General features: G+C 73.2%; 17 protein-coding genes. 12 read left to right on the forward strand and 5 right to left on the reverse strand.

Going from position 1 to position 17,020, the window contains the following annotated elements:
- Positions 1 to 20 precede the first annotated feature (20 nt).
- Complete coding sequence (locus ACGFYQ_RS05405; protein ID WP_393740901.1) at positions 21 to 497, forward strand: MarR family winged helix-turn-helix transcriptional regulator; 477 nt, start codon at positions 21 to 23, stop codon at positions 495 to 497.
- 20 nt (positions 498 to 517) lie between these two features.
- Here ACGFYQ_RS05405 and ACGFYQ_RS05410 read toward each other — a convergent pair whose 3' ends face one another.
- A complete protein-coding gene (locus ACGFYQ_RS05410; RefSeq protein WP_393740199.1) occupies positions 518 to 1,291 on the reverse strand; it encodes a hypothetical protein in 774 nt (257 codons plus the stop codon).
- 386 nt (positions 1,292 to 1,677) lie between these two features.
- On the opposite strand from ACGFYQ_RS05410, the gene ACGFYQ_RS05415 reads away from it, so the two are divergent.
- Genes ACGFYQ_RS05415 through ACGFYQ_RS05435 form a run of 5 tightly spaced genes read left to right on the forward strand, consistent with a single transcriptional unit; the run spans position 1,678 to position 7,763 of the window.
- Positions 1,678 to 4,968 (forward strand): nitrate- and nitrite sensing domain-containing protein, encoded by a 3,291-nt coding sequence (locus ACGFYQ_RS05415; RefSeq protein ID WP_393740201.1) that lies wholly within the window; start codon positions 1,678 to 1,680, stop codon positions 4,966 to 4,968.
- Positions 4,965 to 5,450, forward strand: coding sequence for a roadblock/LC7 domain-containing protein (locus tag ACGFYQ_RS05420; protein ID WP_393740203.1), 486 nt, complete (start codon positions 4,965 to 4,967; stop codon positions 5,448 to 5,450). The genes ACGFYQ_RS05415 and ACGFYQ_RS05420 overlap by 4 nt, the downstream gene beginning before the upstream one ends.
- On the forward strand, positions 5,447 to 5,836 hold the full coding sequence (locus tag ACGFYQ_RS05425) for a DUF742 domain-containing protein (RefSeq protein ID WP_362392873.1): 390 nt from the start codon (positions 5,447 to 5,449) through the stop codon (positions 5,834 to 5,836). Before ACGFYQ_RS05420 ends, ACGFYQ_RS05425 begins: the two co-directional genes overlap by 4 nt.
- A 7-nt stretch (positions 5,837 to 5,843) precedes the next feature.
- A complete protein-coding gene (locus tag ACGFYQ_RS05430) occupies positions 5,844 to 6,473 on the forward strand; it encodes an ATP/GTP-binding protein (protein WP_393740206.1) in 630 nt (209 codons plus the stop codon).
- A 27-nt stretch (positions 6,474 to 6,500) separates the two neighbouring features.
- Entirely contained in the window at positions 6,501 to 7,763 is a 1,263-nt protein-coding gene (locus ACGFYQ_RS05435) for a styrene monooxygenase/indole monooxygenase family protein (RefSeq protein WP_393740208.1), read from the forward strand.
- Here ACGFYQ_RS05435 and ACGFYQ_RS05440 read toward each other — a convergent pair.
- Positions 7,712 to 8,860, reverse strand: a complete 1,149-nt coding sequence (locus tag ACGFYQ_RS05440; RefSeq protein ID WP_393740903.1) for an NlpC/P60 family protein — start codon at positions 8,858 to 8,860, stop codon at positions 7,712 to 7,714. The two genes, ACGFYQ_RS05435 and ACGFYQ_RS05440, sit on opposite strands and share 52 nt — an antisense overlap.
- Before the next feature lie 208 nt (positions 8,861 to 9,068).
- On the opposite strand from ACGFYQ_RS05440, the gene ACGFYQ_RS05445 reads away from it, so the two are divergent.
- On the forward strand, positions 9,069 to 9,554 hold the full coding sequence (locus ACGFYQ_RS05445; protein WP_393740210.1) for a hypothetical protein: 486 nt from the start codon (positions 9,069 to 9,071) through the stop codon (positions 9,552 to 9,554).
- A 137-nt stretch (positions 9,555 to 9,691) separates the two neighbouring features.
- On the opposite strand, the gene ACGFYQ_RS05450 is transcribed toward ACGFYQ_RS05445, so the two are convergent.
- Together ACGFYQ_RS05450 and ACGFYQ_RS05455 are read right to left on the reverse strand one after the other, a co-directional pair.
- Positions 9,692 to 10,099 (reverse strand): SHOCT domain-containing protein, encoded by a 408-nt coding sequence (locus ACGFYQ_RS05450; RefSeq protein WP_393740212.1) that lies wholly within the window; start codon positions 10,097 to 10,099, stop codon positions 9,692 to 9,694.
- Complete coding sequence (locus ACGFYQ_RS05455; RefSeq protein WP_393740214.1) at positions 10,099 to 10,506, reverse strand: DUF6325 family protein; 408 nt, start codon at positions 10,504 to 10,506, stop codon at positions 10,099 to 10,101. Before ACGFYQ_RS05455 ends, ACGFYQ_RS05450 begins: the two co-directional genes overlap by 1 nt.
- 95 nt (positions 10,507 to 10,601) lie before the next feature.
- Here ACGFYQ_RS05455 and ACGFYQ_RS05460 point away from each other — a divergent pair, with 95 nt between their 5' ends.
- Together ACGFYQ_RS05460 and ACGFYQ_RS05465 are read left to right on the forward strand one after the other, a co-directional pair.
- On the forward strand, positions 10,602 to 11,987 hold the full coding sequence (locus ACGFYQ_RS05460; RefSeq protein WP_393740216.1) for an FtsW/RodA/SpoVE family cell cycle protein: 1,386 nt from the start codon (positions 10,602 to 10,604) through the stop codon (positions 11,985 to 11,987).
- Positions 11,984 to 13,456 carry a penicillin-binding transpeptidase domain-containing protein gene (locus ACGFYQ_RS05465; RefSeq protein ID WP_393740218.1) on the forward strand — a complete coding sequence of 491 codons (1,473 nt, stop codon included), beginning with the start codon at positions 11,984 to 11,986 and terminating at the stop codon, positions 13,454 to 13,456. Before ACGFYQ_RS05460 ends, ACGFYQ_RS05465 begins: the two co-directional genes overlap by 4 nt.
- Before the next feature lie 237 nt (positions 13,457 to 13,693).
- On the opposite strand, the gene ACGFYQ_RS05470 is transcribed toward ACGFYQ_RS05465, so the two are convergent.
- Entirely contained in the window at positions 13,694 to 14,800 is a 1,107-nt protein-coding gene (locus tag ACGFYQ_RS05470) for a ferritin-like domain-containing protein (protein WP_393740220.1), read from the reverse strand.
- 169 nt (positions 14,801 to 14,969) lie between these two features.
- On the opposite strand from ACGFYQ_RS05470, the gene ACGFYQ_RS05475 reads away from it, so the two are divergent.
- From ACGFYQ_RS05475 to ACGFYQ_RS05485, 3 genes are read left to right on the forward strand one after another with little or no spacing between them, the layout of a single operon-like run.
- Positions 14,970 to 15,899, forward strand: a complete 930-nt coding sequence (locus ACGFYQ_RS05475) for a diiron oxygenase (RefSeq protein WP_393740222.1) — start codon at positions 14,970 to 14,972, stop codon at positions 15,897 to 15,899.
- Positions 15,900 to 15,922: 23 nt separating this feature from the next.
- A complete protein-coding gene (locus tag ACGFYQ_RS05480; protein ID WP_393740224.1) occupies positions 15,923 to 16,636 on the forward strand; it encodes a TetR/AcrR family transcriptional regulator in 714 nt (237 codons plus the stop codon).
- A gap of 10 nt (positions 16,637 to 16,646) precedes the next feature.
- Positions 16,647 to 16,916, forward strand: coding sequence for a hypothetical protein (locus tag ACGFYQ_RS05485; protein ID WP_393740226.1), 270 nt, complete (start codon positions 16,647 to 16,649; stop codon positions 16,914 to 16,916).
- The last annotated feature ends 104 nt before the right edge of the window (positions 16,917 to 17,020 follow it).

The following is a 17,020-nucleotide window of genomic DNA, read 5'->3' on the forward strand; positions in this document are numbered from 1 at the left end:
GTCGGCGCGCCCGCTGCGAAATACTGGCGGCCCACACACCATCGAAGGAGCGGGACGTGCACGGGAGCGAAGACCAGGAGTTCCTTGCCCTGGAGCGGGAGCTGTCCGTCTTCCTCCGGCGCGCCCGCGCCTCCTCCGGCGAGATGGCCCGTGAGCTGCACCCCGAGCTGGAGCCCGCCGCGTACGGGCTCCTCACCCGCCTGGAGGCGGCCGGCCGGCAGCGGGCCACCGAGCTCGCCGCGTACTTCGGCGTCGGCAAGGCCACCATGAGCCGCCAGTTGCGGGCCCTGGAGGTGCTGGGCCTGGTCGCCCGCGAGCCGGACCCCGCCGACGGCCGGGCCTTCCTGGTCGGCCTCACCGACGAGGGCCGCGAGCGGTTCCTGCGGGTACGGGACGCACGGCGCGAGCAGTACATGCGCAAGCTCGCCGACTGGGACCGCGGCGAGGTGGCGGAACTGGCCCGGCTGCTCAACCAGCTGAACGCGGGCGCGGAGTAGGCCCGTCCCCGGAGCGGCCGCTACAACTCCGCGTAGACCGCCGACGCGTCGTCGTGCCGCTTGTACCGGGCCGACGGGCGCGCCGGGTCGGACTCGATGGCGCGGACCCGGCCGATCAGTCCCTCCGCACCCTCCTTCCGCAGCACCGCCAGGCACTGCCCCCAGTCGCCCTCCCCGAACGTGTCCGTCCACCGGCTCGCCCCGTCCGTGAGGGCGGCCACCGCCCGGACCCGTCCGCGCGGGGTGCGCCCCGTGACCGCCCGGGCCGCCACCGCCGGGTCCGCGGCCGCCGTGAAGAAGCCGCCCTCCGCGTTCCGCAGCGTGTCCGCCGTCTCGTGCGACCGCAGCATCTCCCGCGGGATCCGGTCCAGCCGGTCGTCGAGCACGGCCGTCACCTCACCGCCGGGCGCCTGCAGGAGCAGTACGGAGTCCGAGAGCACGAGGTGCTCCACGTACGCCTCGTCCCAGCGGACGACGACCACCGTCGCCTGCGGTGTGCGGACGTGAGAAAGGTCACAGGTGTCCCGGTGCGCCTCGGCCGTGGAGCGGACGGCCTCCGCCAGGATCCGGTCCAGCGGCATGTCCCGCCGCGATCCGGACAGTTCGGTCAATCGGCCGCCGAGCCGGGCCGCGAACCACGGCACTCCGTGCACGCACCCGTCGTCGCCGCGCGGCGGGGTGACCCCGTCCAGAGCCACCAGGACGCCGCCGCCCGAAGCGGGGATCGCGGCCGACACCCAGTCCTCATTGGGGCGTTCCGGGCTGCCGGGGGCGGAGGCGAGGTCGATGCGCATGCGGTCATTCTGCCGGGCGCGGGGATCCGGAGCGCGGTAGGTCCGTACCAATGCGGGGGGCGTGGGCGAGGGCGGCCCGCGGGGCGTCCGACGGCCCGGCCGGGACCCCCGGGGATGTGGGCGGGCATCCTGCCAAAGCCCGCGTGGATCTTTCAACCGCCTGTCCGCGGACACGCCCTGACACCGGGTGTCCGAGTTGGTCGCCAACTCATCCGTGATGTTCACTCGTTCGAGTGGCCGGGTGGGTGATGTGCGGCTCTCTTCCCATCACACTGCAAAGGTCTGAGGCGGTACGAGGGGGCGGGGCGCGTTTACTTGTTGACCGGCCGTTACCTCGGCCACACGAGTAGACGAGCAAGAGCACACGTACAGGATTGCGAGCACCGGTGCAGAAGAAGCGGTCTCGGAAGAACGGCACCGCCACCGACGGCCCGGCCCCCGCAGGACGCCGCGTCCGCGTGCGCCGCAGGCTGGTCGTAGGCGTGGCCGTCGCCGGCCTCACCGTCCTCGCGGCAGGCAGCCCAGCCGTCGTCTCCGCCACGAGGGAACTGGGCGACTCCCAGCGCCTGGTCACCCTCGCGGAGCAGACCCGGCAGAACCTCACCCTCGCGCACCTCCTCGGAGACGAGCGCGACGCCGTCGTCGAGTACGCCGCCAAGGGCCGCCCCGGCGGGGCCAAGGGCCCCGTCCAGGAACGTACGGCCCGCACCGACCGGCAGCTCGCCGAGGTCCAGGCCGACGCCGACGAGCCGACGGCCCTCGCCATCGCCCGCGTCCAGGCCGTCCGCGCCGAGGCCGTCGACGGCAAGGGCAGCGCCCTCGCCGCCCACCAGGCCTACACCGGGGTCATCGCGGAACTGCTCGCCCCCGGCGACCGGCTCGCCGAACTGACCCCGCCGCGCGCCGTGGCCGCCCTCGCCACCACCCGCCCGATGGCCCCGCTGGGCCAGGCGGTCGAACAGGCCTCCGCCACCCGTGGACTGCTGCTCGCCGCACTGGCCGTCCCCCGCGGCGAGCAGCTCCCCAACTCGGCCGTGGTCGACGAACTCACCACCGCCGCCCAGCGCTCGCGTGTACGGGAACAGGCCGCCCTGGACGACTTCGCGCGGGCCGCGCGGCCCGACGTACGCCAGACCCTCGCCGCCACCGTCACCGGACCCGAGGTCAAGGCGGCCGACGACTACCTCAAGCGGCTCACCGAGCGGCCCACCCTGTCGTCCGCCGACCGCAGGACCGACGGGGCCGCCGTCGGCTCCGCGCTCACCGCCCGCATCGACCGGATGCGGTCAGTCGAGTCCACCCTCGCCGGACAGCGCGCCTCCGCGCTCGCCGCCCAGCGAGACGACGACGTGACCCGGCTCGAAACCCTGATCGCCGTGCTGGGCCTGCTGTTCCTGATCGCCGTGGGCGTCTCGACCGCCGTGGCCCGCTCGCTGACCCGGCCGCTGTCCGTCCTGCGCCGCGGCGCGGAACGGCTGGCGACGCCGGAGGGCTCGGTGGAGCCGGTCCGGTTCACGGGCCGCAACGACGAATTCGCCGAGGTCGTACGCCACCTGAACGCGGTCCGGGACCAGACCGTCTCCCTGCACACCCGGATCGCCGGGCTCGACGCCGACCGGCGCCGGATCATCGGCCGCAACGAGGCGCTGACCTCGGGCCGCGAGGTGCTGGAGGAGGAGCTGACGACGCTGCGGGCCGGGCTCGAAGAGCACCGCCGCATCATGTCGACGACCTCCGTCTCGCTGTCGCTGCGGACCCTGGGCCTGGTGGAGCGCCAGCTCACGGTCATCGAGGAGCTGGAGTCCAAGGAACAGGACCCGGACCGGCTCGCCACCCTGTTCAAGCTCGACCACCTGGCGACCGTGATGCGCCGCCACAACGAGAACCTGCTGGTCCTCGCCGGTCAGGAACACGGCCACGGCCAGGGGCTGCCGGTACCGCTGGTCGACGTCATGCGGGCCGCCGTCAGCGAGATCGAGCGCTACGAGCGCGTCGACCTCGCCGCGCTGCCCTCGCACACCCAGGTCGCCGGGCACGCGGCCGACGACATCTCGCACGTCCTGGCCGAGCTGCTGGAGAACGCGACGACGTTCTCGCCGCCTGACGCCAAGGTCAAGGTGTCCGGGTGGCTGCTGGACTCCGGCGACGTCGTGCTGTCCGTCGTCGACGAGGGCATCGGGGTCACCGAGGACCGGCTGGAGGCACTGAACGCCCGGCTGTCCACGCCCGAGGCCTACGACGAGGAGCCCGAGGCGGAACACGGCCTGGGCCTCGGCCTGTACGTGGCCGGACGCCTCGCGGCGCGCCACGGCGTCACCGCGGAGCTGCGCGCCCCGCGGCACGGCGGCACCGAGGCCCTGGTGGTCGTCCCGGCCGCACTGCTCCCCGCCGCCCCGCCGGCCTCCCCGGTGCACACCCTGGCCACGCCGGGCGCGCCCGCGCTGCACCTGCCGGGCGTGATCGCGGAGGCGAACGAGAACACCCTGCCGAGCCGCCCGCGCGGCGAGGCGGTACCGGCGGAGCCGGGGACCGAGCCGGAGCTCGGCCTGGACGAGGCCGCCCTGCCGGGCGAGGCCCTGGCGGCCGCGCCGGACCCCGCCGTGCCGGCGGCCGTTGCCACGGAGTCGGAGCCGGGCCTGGAGCCCGGCCTGGTCGAGGCCTCCGTGCCGGGCGAGGCCCTGGCCGCGCCGGACCCCGCCGTGTCGGCGGCCGCTGCCACGGAGCCGGGCTTGGAGCCCGGCCTGGTCGAGGCCTTCGTGCCGGGCGAGGCCCTGGCCGCTGGGCCGGACCCCGCCGTGCCGTCGGCCGTTGCCACGGAGCCGGAGCCGGGCCTGGAGCCCGGCCTGGACGGAGCCGCCCTGCCGGGCGAGGCCCCGGTCTCCGACCTGGCGGATCTGGCGCAGTCGGCCTCGCCCGGGCCGGACACGGCCGTCGAGTCGCGGCCTGAGTCCGTGGCCGCGCCCGCCGAGGAGCTGTTGGCCCGGGTCGTGCCCGAGGCCGCCGCCGCGGCGTCGCAGGCTCCGGCGGCCTCCGACCAGGCGCAGCCGGTCTCGGCCGGGCCGGACACGGCCGCAGGTGTCGCCGCGGATCCGCTGGACGGCCCGCTGCCGCCCGCCGAGCAGATCTTCACCGTCCCCACGCCGACGGCAGCCCCCGCGGCGGAGGTCCCGGCCGGGCCCGGTCCCGAGGAGCAGTTGCTCGCGCGGGTCGTTCCCGACGCGGACGCGGGCGCCTTCGGGGTGCCGGACCCCGAGCCGGGGATCCCGACCGCGGCGCACGACGCCGGGCAAGGTGCCGACGTACGGGAAACATCGCCCGAGCCGGAGCCGCACAGCCATGCGACCGCCGAGGCCGACTGGATCCCCCGGCAGGGCAGCCACCCCGCCGACCTCGGCGAGGCGGAGCCCGTCACCGACAAGGGTCTGCCGAAGCGGACCCCGCGGTCCGTCCCCGCCCCCCGCGCGGTCGGTGACGACGGACCCTCCGAGCCGCCGCGCCGCGTCGACGCCGACGAACTGCGGCGCCGCCTCGGCGGGTTCTACCAGGGCGCCCAGGACGGGCGGCGCGTGGCCGCCGCCGAACTCGCGCGGGAGCCGGGGCGCGAGCACGCACGGGACCGGGAACAGGGGCAGGGCCACACCGACCAGGGGGACACCGCACAGGAGGCACGCACATGACCGCGCCCAGTACGTACGGACTGAGCACCCAGGCCCGCAACCTGCAATGGCTGTTGACCGACCTGGTCAAGGAGGTGCCCGGCGTCAACTCCGTCGCCGTCGTGTCCTCGGACGGGCTCCTGCTCCTGTCCTCGGACCCCGCGACGGACGGCGCCGCCGCAGCCCCGCAGGCCAGGAGCAAGGGGCCGCGGGGCGCCTCCGCCGACCTGGCCACCATCGTCTCCGGCCTCGGCAGCCTCACCAGCGGCGCGGCCGCCCTGATGGACGGCGGTTCCGTCAAACAGACCATGGTGGCGATGGAGCACGGCTCCGTCTTCGTCATGGCCATCAGCGACGGCTCACTGCTGGGCGTGCACGCCACCCCCGACTGCGACATGAGCGTCGTCGCCTACCACATGGCCCTGTTCGTCGGCCGCGCCGGCCACGTCCTGACCCCCGAAGTCCGCAGTGAGCTGCGCCAGTCGATGGAGAAAACCCCGTGAGGAGTCCGGCCTCCGACCGGCTGCCGATACGCGGCGCCGACCGCCGCCCCGCCCGCGTACGCCCGTACTCCCTCACCGGAGGCCGCACCCGGTTCACGCAGGTCCTGCTGGTGGAGACCTTCGTCGCCGCCCTGGACACCAAGGTGTCCGAGCCGCAGAAGCCCGACCGCATGCCCGAGCTGCCCGCCATCGTCGAGGTCTGCCGCCGCATGCGCACGATCGCCGAGATCGCCGCGCTGCTGAAGCTGCCGCTCGGTGTGGTCCGCGTCCTGGTCAGCGACCTCGCCGACCAGGGCCGGATCCGCGTCTACGGGACGGGCCACGGCACGGGCCGGCCCGAACGCGCGCTGCTCGAAAGGGTGCTCAGTGGTCTTCGCCGTCTCTGACCCGCCGGTGTCGGACGTGTTGGACGTGTCGGGCGTGTCCGGGGCGGCGGACGACGAGGCCGTCCAGCCCTGGCAGTACGACCGCTCCCGTGCGCCCGTCGCCGTCAAGGTGCTGGTCGCGGGCGGTTTCGGCGTCGGCAAGACCACCTTCGTGTCCTCCGTCTCCGAGATCACCCCGCTGCGTACCGAGGCGGTGATGACCCAGGCCAGCGTCCCGACCGACGACCTGTCCGCGACCCCGGACAAGAACACCACCACCGTCGCCATGGACTTCGGCCGCGTCACCCTCGACGACGACCTCGTCCTCTACGTGTACGGGACCCCGGGCCAGGAGCGGTTCTGGTTCATGTGGGACGACCTGGTGCGCGGAGCCATAGGCGGCATCGTGCTGGCCGACACCCGCCGGCTGCGCGACTGCTTCCCCGCCCTCGACTACTTCGAGAGCTGCGGGCTGCCGTACGCCGTCGCCGTGAACCACTTCGAGGGCACCGAATCGTACGAGCCCGAGGACGTGCGCGAGGCGCTCACCATCCCGCCGGACGTCCCCGTCGTGATCATGGACGCGCGGCGCCGCCTCACGGTCGTCGAATCCCTGCTGACCCTGGTGGGCCACGCCCTCGACACCACTCCCGAATAGAGCACCCCCGAACAGAGAACGTGAGAGATGCGCAAGATACTTGTCGTCGGAGCCGGCCAGTCCGGTCTCCAGCTCGCCCTCGGACTCCAGGCGAAGGGGTACGAGGTCACCCTCATGTCCAACCGGACGCCGGACGAGATCCGCACCGGGCGGGTGATGTCCACGCAGGTCATGTTCGACACGGCGCTCCAGCACGAGCGTGATCTCCAGCTCGACTTCTGGGAGCGGCAGGCCCCGCGGATCGAGGGCCTCGGCGTCTCCGTCGCCGCCCCCGACGGCAGCCGCCCCATCGACTGGCTGGGCGACCTCAAGGCGTACGCGCAGTCCGTCGACCAGCGCGTGAAGATGGCCGGCTGGCTCGACGCCTTCGTGCAGCGCGGCGGGCAGCTGGTCATCCACGGCGCGTCCGTCGCCGACCTCGACTACTTCTCCCGTACGTACGACCTGGTGTTGGTCGCCGCCGGCAAGGGCGAGCTGGTGTCGATGTTCGGCCGGGACGCGGCCCGCTCCCCGTACGACGCCCCGCAGCGCGCGCTGGCCGTCAGCTACGTGCACGGGCTCGGCCCGCGCCCGGAGCACCCGGAGACCGAGGCCGTGCGGTGCAACCTCGTCCCGGGCGTCGGCGAGCTGTTCGTCATGCCGACCTTCACCACCTCGGGGCGGGCGGACATCCTGTTCTGGGAGGGCCTCCCGGGCGGCCCGCTGGACGTCTTCAAGGGCGTCACGGACCCGGCGGAGCACCTGGCGCTCACGCTGGAACTGATGGAGAAGTTCACGCCGTGGGAGTACGCGCGTGCCACGAAGGTGGAGCTGACGGACGCGGGCGCCACGCTCGCCGGCCGGTACGCCCCGGTGGTCCGTGAGCCCATCGGGCGGCTGCCCGGCGGCGGGCTGGTGCTGGGCGTGGCGGACGTGGTCGTCGCCAACGACCCGATCACGGGCCAGGGCTCGAACTCCGCCGCCAAGTGCGCGGCCTCGTACCTCTCGTCGATCCTGATGCACGGGGACAACCCGTTCGACGAGGCGTGGATGAAGGCGACGTTCGACAAGTACTGGTTCACCACGGGCAAGCCGGTGACGCAGTGGACGAACGCGATGCTGGGCGTCCCGCCGGAGCACGTGCTGAACCTGATCGGCGCGGCCGGGCAGCTCCAGCCGGTGGCGAATCGATTCGCCAACGGCTTCGACAACCCGGCCGACTTCGACGCGTACTTCTACGACCCGCAGGACGCGGCGGACTACGTGGCGGAGGTCGCGTCGTCGGTCTCCGGCGCCTCCTCCTCGGAGTAACCGGTGTCGTCCCCCGCCGTCGCGGCCTCGGGCAGCGGCGGCGGGGTGAACTCCGCGAGCGGCGTCCCGTCGGGGTCGGGCCGTACGGCCCCGAGCAGCGGGTTCGCGGCGATCGGCGAGACCTTGACCTTCGCTCCCGGCCGCGGCGCCTGAATCACCTTCCCCTCACCCACATACAGGCCCACGTGGGTGGCCTTGGGGAAGTAGACCACCAGATCCCCGGGCCGCAGCTGGTCCAGCGGCACCTTCGGCAGCCGCGCCCACTGCTCCTGGCTGGTACGGGGGATGGCGCGGCCGGCGTGCGCCCACGCCTGCGAGGTCAGCCCGGAACAGTCGAAGGACGCCGGGCCCTCGGCTCCCCACACGTACGGTTTGCCGATCTGGGCCGCCGCGTAGGTGAGGGCCGCGCCGCCGGCGGCCGTGGGAGTACCGGCGCGGGTGGGGAGCCGGCCGGAGTCCACCAGCTCCCGCTGCGCGGCGGCGGTGTCACGGGCCTCCCGCGCGCCGAGCTGCGCGAGCTGCTCGGCGGTCAGCGAGGCGAGCACCCGCTCGACCTCCTTGAGCTGCACCGCGACCTCGTCCTTCTGCTGCCTGCGCCGCGCGGCCAGGGCCTGCTGGGAGTCCAGCGCCGTGCGCGCCCGGGCGGCGAGGGCGTCGGCCGCCCGCTCACCACGGGTGAGCCGCTCCAGTACGGCGGCCCGCCGGGCGCCCTCGCGGGCGGCGAGGCGGCGCTGGTCCAGGACGGCCTGCGGGTTCCCGGCGAGCAGCATCCGGACGTACGGGGAAAGGCCGCGGGTGCCCTGGTACTGCTCCCGGGCGAGCCGCCCGAGCACGGCCCTCTCCGAACCGAGGGCGCTACGGGCCCTGCCGGACTCGGCAGCGAGCCGCCGCTCCTCCTCCTGGCGGGCCTTGAGGGCGACTTCGGTGGCGTTGTAGGCCTCGGCGGCCTCCTCGGCCTTCTGGTAGAGCCCCTGCAGACGGGTCAGCAGCACCCCGACGTTCTCACCGGGCAGCGGTTCGGCACGAACGGCGGGGAGCGGCCCGGCCGTGAGCAGCACCGCGGCGACGCAGGCGGCACGAAGCAGCCGATGGGACAATGTGATCACCTCCGAGGCCGCTGATGCTGCCACGCCCGGTATGACAAATCCCCCAACGGTCCCAGCGGGCCCCGTCCCGATCACCCGGTCGGCGGAGTCCTCGGGAGGCGGAGCCACCCGAAGCCCCCGCCCGCCCTGTGACAGCCCTGTTGCCGGAACTGTGGGCTCCGTCATAGGGGGCGTGAACTCGGCTTGGTGGACTCCGGGGATGGCGCTCCTGCTTCTGCTGCTCGTTCCGGCCGGCCTGGTCGCGGGCCTCGGCCTTCTCGGCTACGGCTTCGTCACGCTCGGCCGGGTCGGCCGTCGGCGTACCGGGGACCGGGTGTGGCACCGGGGTCTCGCCGCCCTGCTGGGTGCCGTCGCGGTCGCCTTCTACACGTGGGGCCTGCTCCACGTCGCCGGTGCGGTGGTGGACGCGGAGGACGGCGGCACCGACTCGTCGCCGCTGCGGCCCTGTCGGACGCCGGGGCAGTGGGAGCGGGCGCTGACGGTCGTCGACTACACCGTGGACTACGTGCCCCTCCGCTTCGTCTGTGAGACGACGGGTGGCGGAAGGTACGCCGCCGAATCCGTCCCCGGCTACGTCAACCCGGCCGTGCTGGGCTTCGCGCTGGCCGCCGTCGTGTGCGCCGGAGCCGCGGCCCTCGAATCGGAGCGCCGCGCCCCGGTGGAGCCGGAGGATCCGGCCGTGTGACGCCGGAAGCCCCGGCCCCGCACGCGCACCCCGGCCCCGCACCCGTACCCCGCACCCGTACTCCGGCCCCGCACCCGTACTCCGGCCCGGGCCCGTACTCCGGCCCGGGCCCGTACCCCCGCCCCGCGTCCCTGTCGTCAGCCGCGCAGCAGCCGGGCCTTGGCCGTCGTGAACTCCTGCGGGGTCAGCAGGCCTTCCCGGGCCAGGTCGGCCAGTTGCCGTAGCTCGGCCACCAGGCCTGCCGGGGGTGTGGGTCCGCCCGTGGGGATGTCCCCCGGCCGGCTCCCCGGGGGACCCGCCTCCGGCGGTTCCACCCGCTCCGGCTCCGGCTCCCACTCCAGCGGCTCATCAGGCTCCCCCCGCTCCCCCACGTCCGCCGGCTCCACCGCCCCCGCCGGTGTCCACCGCACGCCGTGCCGCGGCTCGTCCGCCCGCACCGTGCCCTCCGCCGTGCCCGTCGCGCGCGCCAGCAGGCCCCGCAGCAGCGGGTGGCCCGCCGGGCGGTCCGCGGACCGCACCGTCACGCCCACCGGCCGGATGAACATCAGGCCACGCCCATCCGGGGGTCGGCCGGGATCCGGTCCACCGGGATGCGGACCGAGCCCACGATCCGGCCGCCCGCCGCCCGTACGGCGATCGCCGCGTCCTCGGCCCACACGTGCTCGACCACCAGCAGCAGCGCGCAGCTCCCGCGCTCCAGCAGCCCCGCCGACTCCTGTACGTCCTCCGGCCCGATCAGCCGTGCCGCGTCGCGGCCCGTCAGCAGGCCCCGTAGCTCCACGAACTCGTCGAACTCGGCCGCCAGGACCTCTCCCGCCGCCGTCCTCGTCACCACGAGCCCGTCGATGAGCCGGACCACCCCGGTCTTCCGCAGGCCCATCACGGCCTCGACCGCCGGCACCCGCAGCTGCTCCTCCGGGAAGGCGAGGACGATGAATTCCACAGGTCCCATAAGGCTCGGCTCCTGATTCCGACCGTTTGTGACGACTCTTCGGCACACTATGACATAAGCGGACATAGCATCCGTTCGCTTGCTACGTTTCGCCTATGACCGCTCTGACGGCAGAGGTGGCGGAACCAGCCCCGCCCCCGCCCCCCGGCGCCCGCGCCCCCAAGCGCCGCGGCGTCGAGCTGACGCTCCTCGTCGGCGCCGTCCTGATCTCCGTCCTCGGCCACCTCTACGTCGGCCTCGCCACCACCGGCCACATCCCGCGCCCCGCCGCGCACTACGCCGGCGGCCTCGCCGCGGCCGCCCTCGTCGCGCACGTCGCCGTACGCCTGCGCGCCCCGTACGCCGACCCCGTCGTGCTCCCGATCGCCGTACTGCTCAACGGACTCGGCCTCGTCCTCATCCAGCGCCTCGACGCGACCACCCCCGCCCACCTCACCGCCGACGACCAACTCCTCTGGTCCGCCCTGGGGATCGGGCTGTTCGTCCTCGTCGTCGCGGCGCTGCGCGACCACCGCGCGCTCCAGCGCTACGCGTACCTGTCCGTCACCGCCGCCCTCGCGCTGATGCTCGTCCCCGTCTTCTTCCCGGCGGTCAACGGCGCCCACATCTGGATCCGCTTCGCCGGACTCTCCTTCCAGCCGGGGGAGTTCGCCAAGATCCTGCTCGCCGTCTTCTTCGCCGCCTACCTCGCCGCGAACCGCACCGCCCTCGCCCTCACCGGCCGCCGGCTCTTCTGGAAACTGCGCCTGCTCCCCGGCCGGGTCCTCGGCCCGATCCTCACGATCTGGCTGCTCAGCGTCGGCGTGCTGGTCCTGGAGCGCGACCTCGGGACCTCGCTGCTCTTCTTCGGACTGTTCGTGATCATGCTGTTCACCGCCACCGGCCGGATCGGCTGGATCGCGATCGGGCTGCTGCTCGCCGCCCTCGGCGCGTACGCCGTCGGGACCTTCGAGCCGCACGTGAACAGCCGCGTGGACGACTGGCTGAATCCTTTCGCCTCCATCGAGCGCGGCGAAGGCCCCGGCCAGCTCGCCCAGTCCCTCTTCGCCTTCGGCGCCGGCGGCCTGCTCGGCGCCGGGCTCGGCCACGGCCACTCCTTCCTCATCGGCTTCGCCGCCAAGTCGGACTTCATCCTCGCCACCGCCGGCGAGGAGCTCGGCCTCGTCGGCCTCGCCGCGATCCTGCTCCTCTACGGGCTCCTCGTCGCCCGCGGCTTCCGCGCCGGGCTCGCGCTGCGCGACCCCTTCGGCCGGCTGCTCGCCACCGGCCTCGCCTCGATCGTCGCGCTCCAGGTGTTCGTCATCGCGGGCGGCGTCACCGGGCTCATCCCGCTCACCGGCATGGCCATGCCCTTCCTCGCCCAGGGCGGCTCCTCCGTCGTCACCAACTGGATCATCGTCGCCCTGCTGGTCCGGCTCAGCGACAGCGCCCGCAGACCGCGCCCCGCGCAGCAGACCGCCCGCCCGGAGGCCGCCGCGTGATCCGCTACATCCGCTGGTGCGCGTACTTCTGCGCCCTGCTGCTCGTCGCCCTGCTGGTCAACATCGGGCGCGTGCAGGTCTGGGAGGCCGCCGCCTACGGCGCGAACCCGGCCAACAAGCGCTCCGTCATCGAGCGCTACGCCGAACCGCGCGGGGACATCCTGGTCGACGGGCGCCCCGTCACCGGCTCCCGCGACAGCCGCCAACTGCTGCGCTACGAGCGGACGTACAAGAACGGCCCGCTGTACGCGCCCGTCACCGGCTTCTCCTCCCAGACGTACGGGACCAGCTTCGTCGAGCGCGCCGAGGACCCGATCCTCTCGGGCACCGACCCGGGGCTCTCCGCCTTCCCGCTCTGGTACGACCTCGCCCGCGGCCGCCCGGCCGGCGGGAACGCCGCCACCACCATCCGGGCGGGCGTGCAGCGGGCCGCGTACGCCGGGCTCGCGGGCAAGCGGGGCGCGGTGGCCGCCCTGGAGCCGGCCACCGGGAAGATCCTCGCCCTGGTCAGCAGCCCCTCGTACGATCCCTCCGTGCTCTCCGGTACGGGTGCGCGGGTCAAGGAGGCCTGGGCGCGGCTGAACACGGACCCGGCCCGGCCGATGCTCAACCGGGCGCTGCGCGAGACCTACCCGCCCGGCTCCACCTTCAAGATCGTGACGGCGGCGGCCGCCCTCGACGCGGGCGTGGTCACCGATGTGGACGCGCCGACCGAGACGCCGGACCCGTACCCGCTGCCCGGCACCAGCACGCTGCTGCCGAACGCGAGCACGGGCTGCCAGGACGCCTCGATGGCGGAGGCGGTGCAGTGGTCCTGCAACACGGTGATGGCGAAGATCGGGGTGCGGGTCGGGCTGCGCGGGATGGTGGCGGCGGCGGAACGCTTCGGGTTCAACGGCGACGGGCTGCGCGTGCCCTCGTGGGTGTCCCGGTCGAACTTCGACACGGACATGAGCCAGGACCAGCTGGCCCTGTCCTCCATCGGGCAGTTCAACACGAGGGCGACACCACTGCAGATGGCCATGGTGGCGGCCGCGGTCGCGGGCGGCGGGGAGGTCAAGTCCCCGTACCTCGTGGACCGGACCACGCAGGACGACGGGTCGCCCGTGCGGCGCGGCGACCAGCGCAGCCTGGGCCGGGCCATGACTCCGGCCACGGCGCTGCGGCTGCAGGAGCTGATGGTGAAGGTGGTGGAGAACGGGACGGGGAAGAACGCGGCGATCCCGGGCGCGGTGGTCGGCGGCAAGACCGGCACCGCGCAGCACGGCGTGGGCAACGCGGGGACCCCGTACGCGTGGTTCATCTCCTGGGCCAAGGCCGAGGGGGCTCCGCTGCCGGCGGTCGCGGTGGCGGTGGTGGTCGAGGACGCGGCGGCGAACCGCGGTGACATCAGCGGGAACCTGGCCGCCGCTCCGATCGCGCGGTCGGTGATGGAGGCGGCGCTGTCCCTGCGGGGCTCGGCGGGGTAGGTCCGGCTGCGCCGGAGGCTCGGCGGGTGCGGGCTCCTGGCCGGGGCCGCAGCCGGGCCGGGGCGGCTGGGGCCGGTGCCGGGGTGGGGTGTCGTCCGGGACTGCATGATTTTTATGGCGCCCTGGGCCTGGCGTTGACGGGCGCGGCCTTCGGCCGCGCCACAAATCACGCTTTACGTCCCGGACAACACCCCACCCCGTCCCCGGCCGGTCGGTCCCGCCGAGTGATGGGGCGGGTCAGACGTCCGCGCCGTCCGCGATCGTGGCGCGGACTTCCGCCACCCGTTCCGACTCCTCGGCCGCGAAGCGCTCGCGGTCGAGGGCCTCGGCGATCTCCTCGTCCTCGCGCATCAGCAGGTCCAGATTCGAGTCGCCCATCTCGAAGACGCCCATCTCCAGGTACGCCTTCTGGAGCCGCTCGCCCCACAGCCCGATGTCCTTCACGCAGGGCACGATCCGGCTGAACAGCAGCTTGCGGAACAGGGCCAGGAACTCGGACTCCTCGCTGAACCGCTCCGCCTCCTTCTTCGGGATGCCGAAGTTCTCCAGCACCTCCACCCCGCGCAGCCGGTCCCGCATCAGGTAGCAGCCCTCGATCACGAACTCCTCGCGCTCGCGCAGCTCGGCGTCCGTCAACTGCCGGTAGTAGTCCCGCAGCGCCATCCGTCCGAAGGCCACGTGCCGGGCCTCGTCCTGCATCACGTACGCCAGGATCTGCTTCGGCAACGGCTTGTCGGTCGTGTCGCGGATCATCCCGAAGGCGGCCAGCGCCAGCCCCTCGATGAGCACCTGCATGCCCAGGTACGGCATGTCCCAGCGGGAATCGCGCAGGGTGTCGCCCAGCAGCCCCTGGAGACTGTTGTTGATCGGGTACAGCATTCCGACCTTCTCGTGCAGGAAGCGCCCGAAGATCTCGGCGTGCCGGGCCTCGTCCATGGTCTGGGTGGCGGAGTAGAACTTCGCGTCCAGGTCCGGCACCGACTCGACGATCCGCGCCGCGCACACCATCGCGCCCTGTTCGCCGTGCAGGAACTGGCTGAACTGCCAGGAGGCGTAGTGCCGGCGCAGCTCGCCCTTGTCCTTCTCGGTGAGCTTGGCCCAGTGCCGCGTCCCGTACAGCGTCAGCGCCTCGTCCGGGGTGCCCAGCGGATCGTACGGGTCCACCTCGATGTCCCAGGAGATGCGCTTGGCGCCGTCCCACTGCTTGTCCTTGCCCTTCTGGTAGAGCGCGAGGAGCCGCTCGCGGCCTCCGTCGTACTCCCAGCTGAAGCGGGCCGAACCGGTGGCGGGGATCTGCCAGACGCCCTCGCCCGGGTCCTTGGTGTAGAGCTCGTGCGTCGACACTGACGCCTCCTCGTCTCACGTACTCCCGTACAGGACTGGACAGTTGGCAGCGTCACACGTTGGTAGACGCGCGGTCAACAAGTCGTGCGCGAGGGATTGACGACCTTGCTGACAGGCAGTCTCATAAGCAGTGACCGCCGGTAACCCAACGAGCGAGGTATCCGAAGCCATGACGACCGTGACCGAACGAACCGCGCTGAGGGACGCACTCGGCCTGCTCAAGGACCGCGAGCAGATCGCCGAACGGCTGCTCGAATCCTCCGCCAAGCACTCCTTCGACCCCGACAAGGAACTCGACTGGGACGCCCCGATGGTCGAAGGCAAGTACTACTGGCCCCCGGAGCTGCTGTCCCTCTACGACACCCCGCTCTGGAAGAAGATGGGGGAGGAGCAGCGCATCGACCTCTCCCGCCACGAGGCGGCGGCGCTCGGCTCGCTCGGCATCTGGTTCGAGATCATCCTCATGCAGCTCCTGGTCCGCCACATCTACGACAAGTCCCTGACCAGCAACCACGTGCGCTACGCGCTCACCGAGATCGCCGACGAGTGCCGCCACTCGATGATGTTCGCCCGCATGATCCAGAAGGCCGGCGCCCCCGCGTACCCGGTCTCCCGCGTCAACCACAACCTCGCCCGCGTCCTCAAGACGATCTCCACCACCCCCGGCTCCTTCGCCTGCACCCTCCTCGGCGAGGAGATCCTCGACTGGATGCAGCGCCTGACCTTCCCGGACGAGCGCGTCCAGCCCCTCGTCCGCGGCGTGACCCGCATCCACGTCATCGAGGAGGCCCGGCACGTCCGGTACGCCCGCGAGGAACTGCGCCGCCAGATGCTGACGGCCCCGCGCTGGGAACAGGAACTCACCCGGATCAGCTGCGGCGAGGCCGCCCGCGTCTTCTCCCTCGCCTTCGTCAACCCGGCCGTCTACGAGAACATCGGCCTGGACCGCCGCGAAGCCGTCGCCCAGGTCAAGGCGAGCGGCCACCGCCGCGAGGTCATGCAGACCGGCGCCAAGCGGCTCACCGATTTCCTGGACGACATCGGCGTCCTGCGAGGAGCTGGCCGCAGGCTGTGGAAGAGCTCGGGCCTCCTGGCGTAGGAAGGTCGTCTACGCTGCCGGGCATGACCGTACGCGCCTACCGCAGACTGAGCGTCGAGGAGCGGCGAGCCCAACTCCTCGACGCCGCACTGTCGTTGTTCGCGCACCGGGCGCCCGAGGAGGTCTCGCTCGACGACGTCGCCGAAGCCGCCGGGGTCTCGCGCCCCCTCGTCTACCGCTACTTCCCGGGCGGCAAGCAGCAGTTGTACGAGGCCGCCCTGCGCTCGGCGGCGGACGTCCTCGAACTGTGCTTCGCGGAACCCCAGGAAGGCCCCCTGACCCAGCGCCTCACCCGTGCCCTCGACCGGTACCTGGCCTTCGTCGACGAACACGACGCCGGCTTCGCGGCCCTGCTCCAGGGCGGCAGCGTCGTGGAGACCTCCCGCACCACCGCGACGGTGGACGGCATCCGCCGCGCGGCGGCCGAACAGATCCTCGTCCACCTGTCCGTGCCCGCACCCGGACCGCGCCTGCGCATGATGGTCCGCACCTGGATCACGGCGGTCGAGGCGGCCTCGCTCATCTGGATCGACGAAGGCAAGCAGCCGGAGGTCGACTCCCTCCGGGACTGGCTGGTCGACCAGTTCATCGCCCTGCTGACCGCAACCGCGGCCACGGACCCGGAGACGGCCTCCGCCGCCCGCGCGGCCCTGGCCCTGGAATCGGCGGACGGCCCGGTCGGCGTCCTGGCCCGCCGCGTGATCCCGGTGGTCTCCGAGGCGGCGCACCTCCTGTGACACTGGTGGGGTGAGAAGCGAACCGACCCCCTTCGAGGGCGGCCCGATGGACGGCCGGGTCCTCCCGATCCTGCTCGGCCCGACCGGACACCCCCCGAAGTGGTACGAGATCCCCGTCCCGGCACCCGACGGCGGCCCCCCGACGGTGCTCCTCTACGAACGCGTCGCGGCCGGCTACTCCAAGCGCCTGGGCCTCCAGAAGGGCTGGAAGTACACCTTCGCCCCCTCGGGTGAAAAGCCCAAGGTCCGCTGGCCCTGGACCAAGGCCCCCCGCCCGTAACCGCCCCGCGGGCGAGGTCGAGCGGCCGGTGCGGGGCCGATGACGATGCCGGTGCTGCGGCCGGAGCGGGGCTGGTGCCGGGCCGGGGCTGGTGCCGCCACCCC

The organism is Streptomyces sp. NPDC048258 (assembly GCF_043201995.1).
GTDB lineage: Bacteria > Actinomycetota > Actinomycetes > Streptomycetales > Streptomycetaceae > Streptomyces.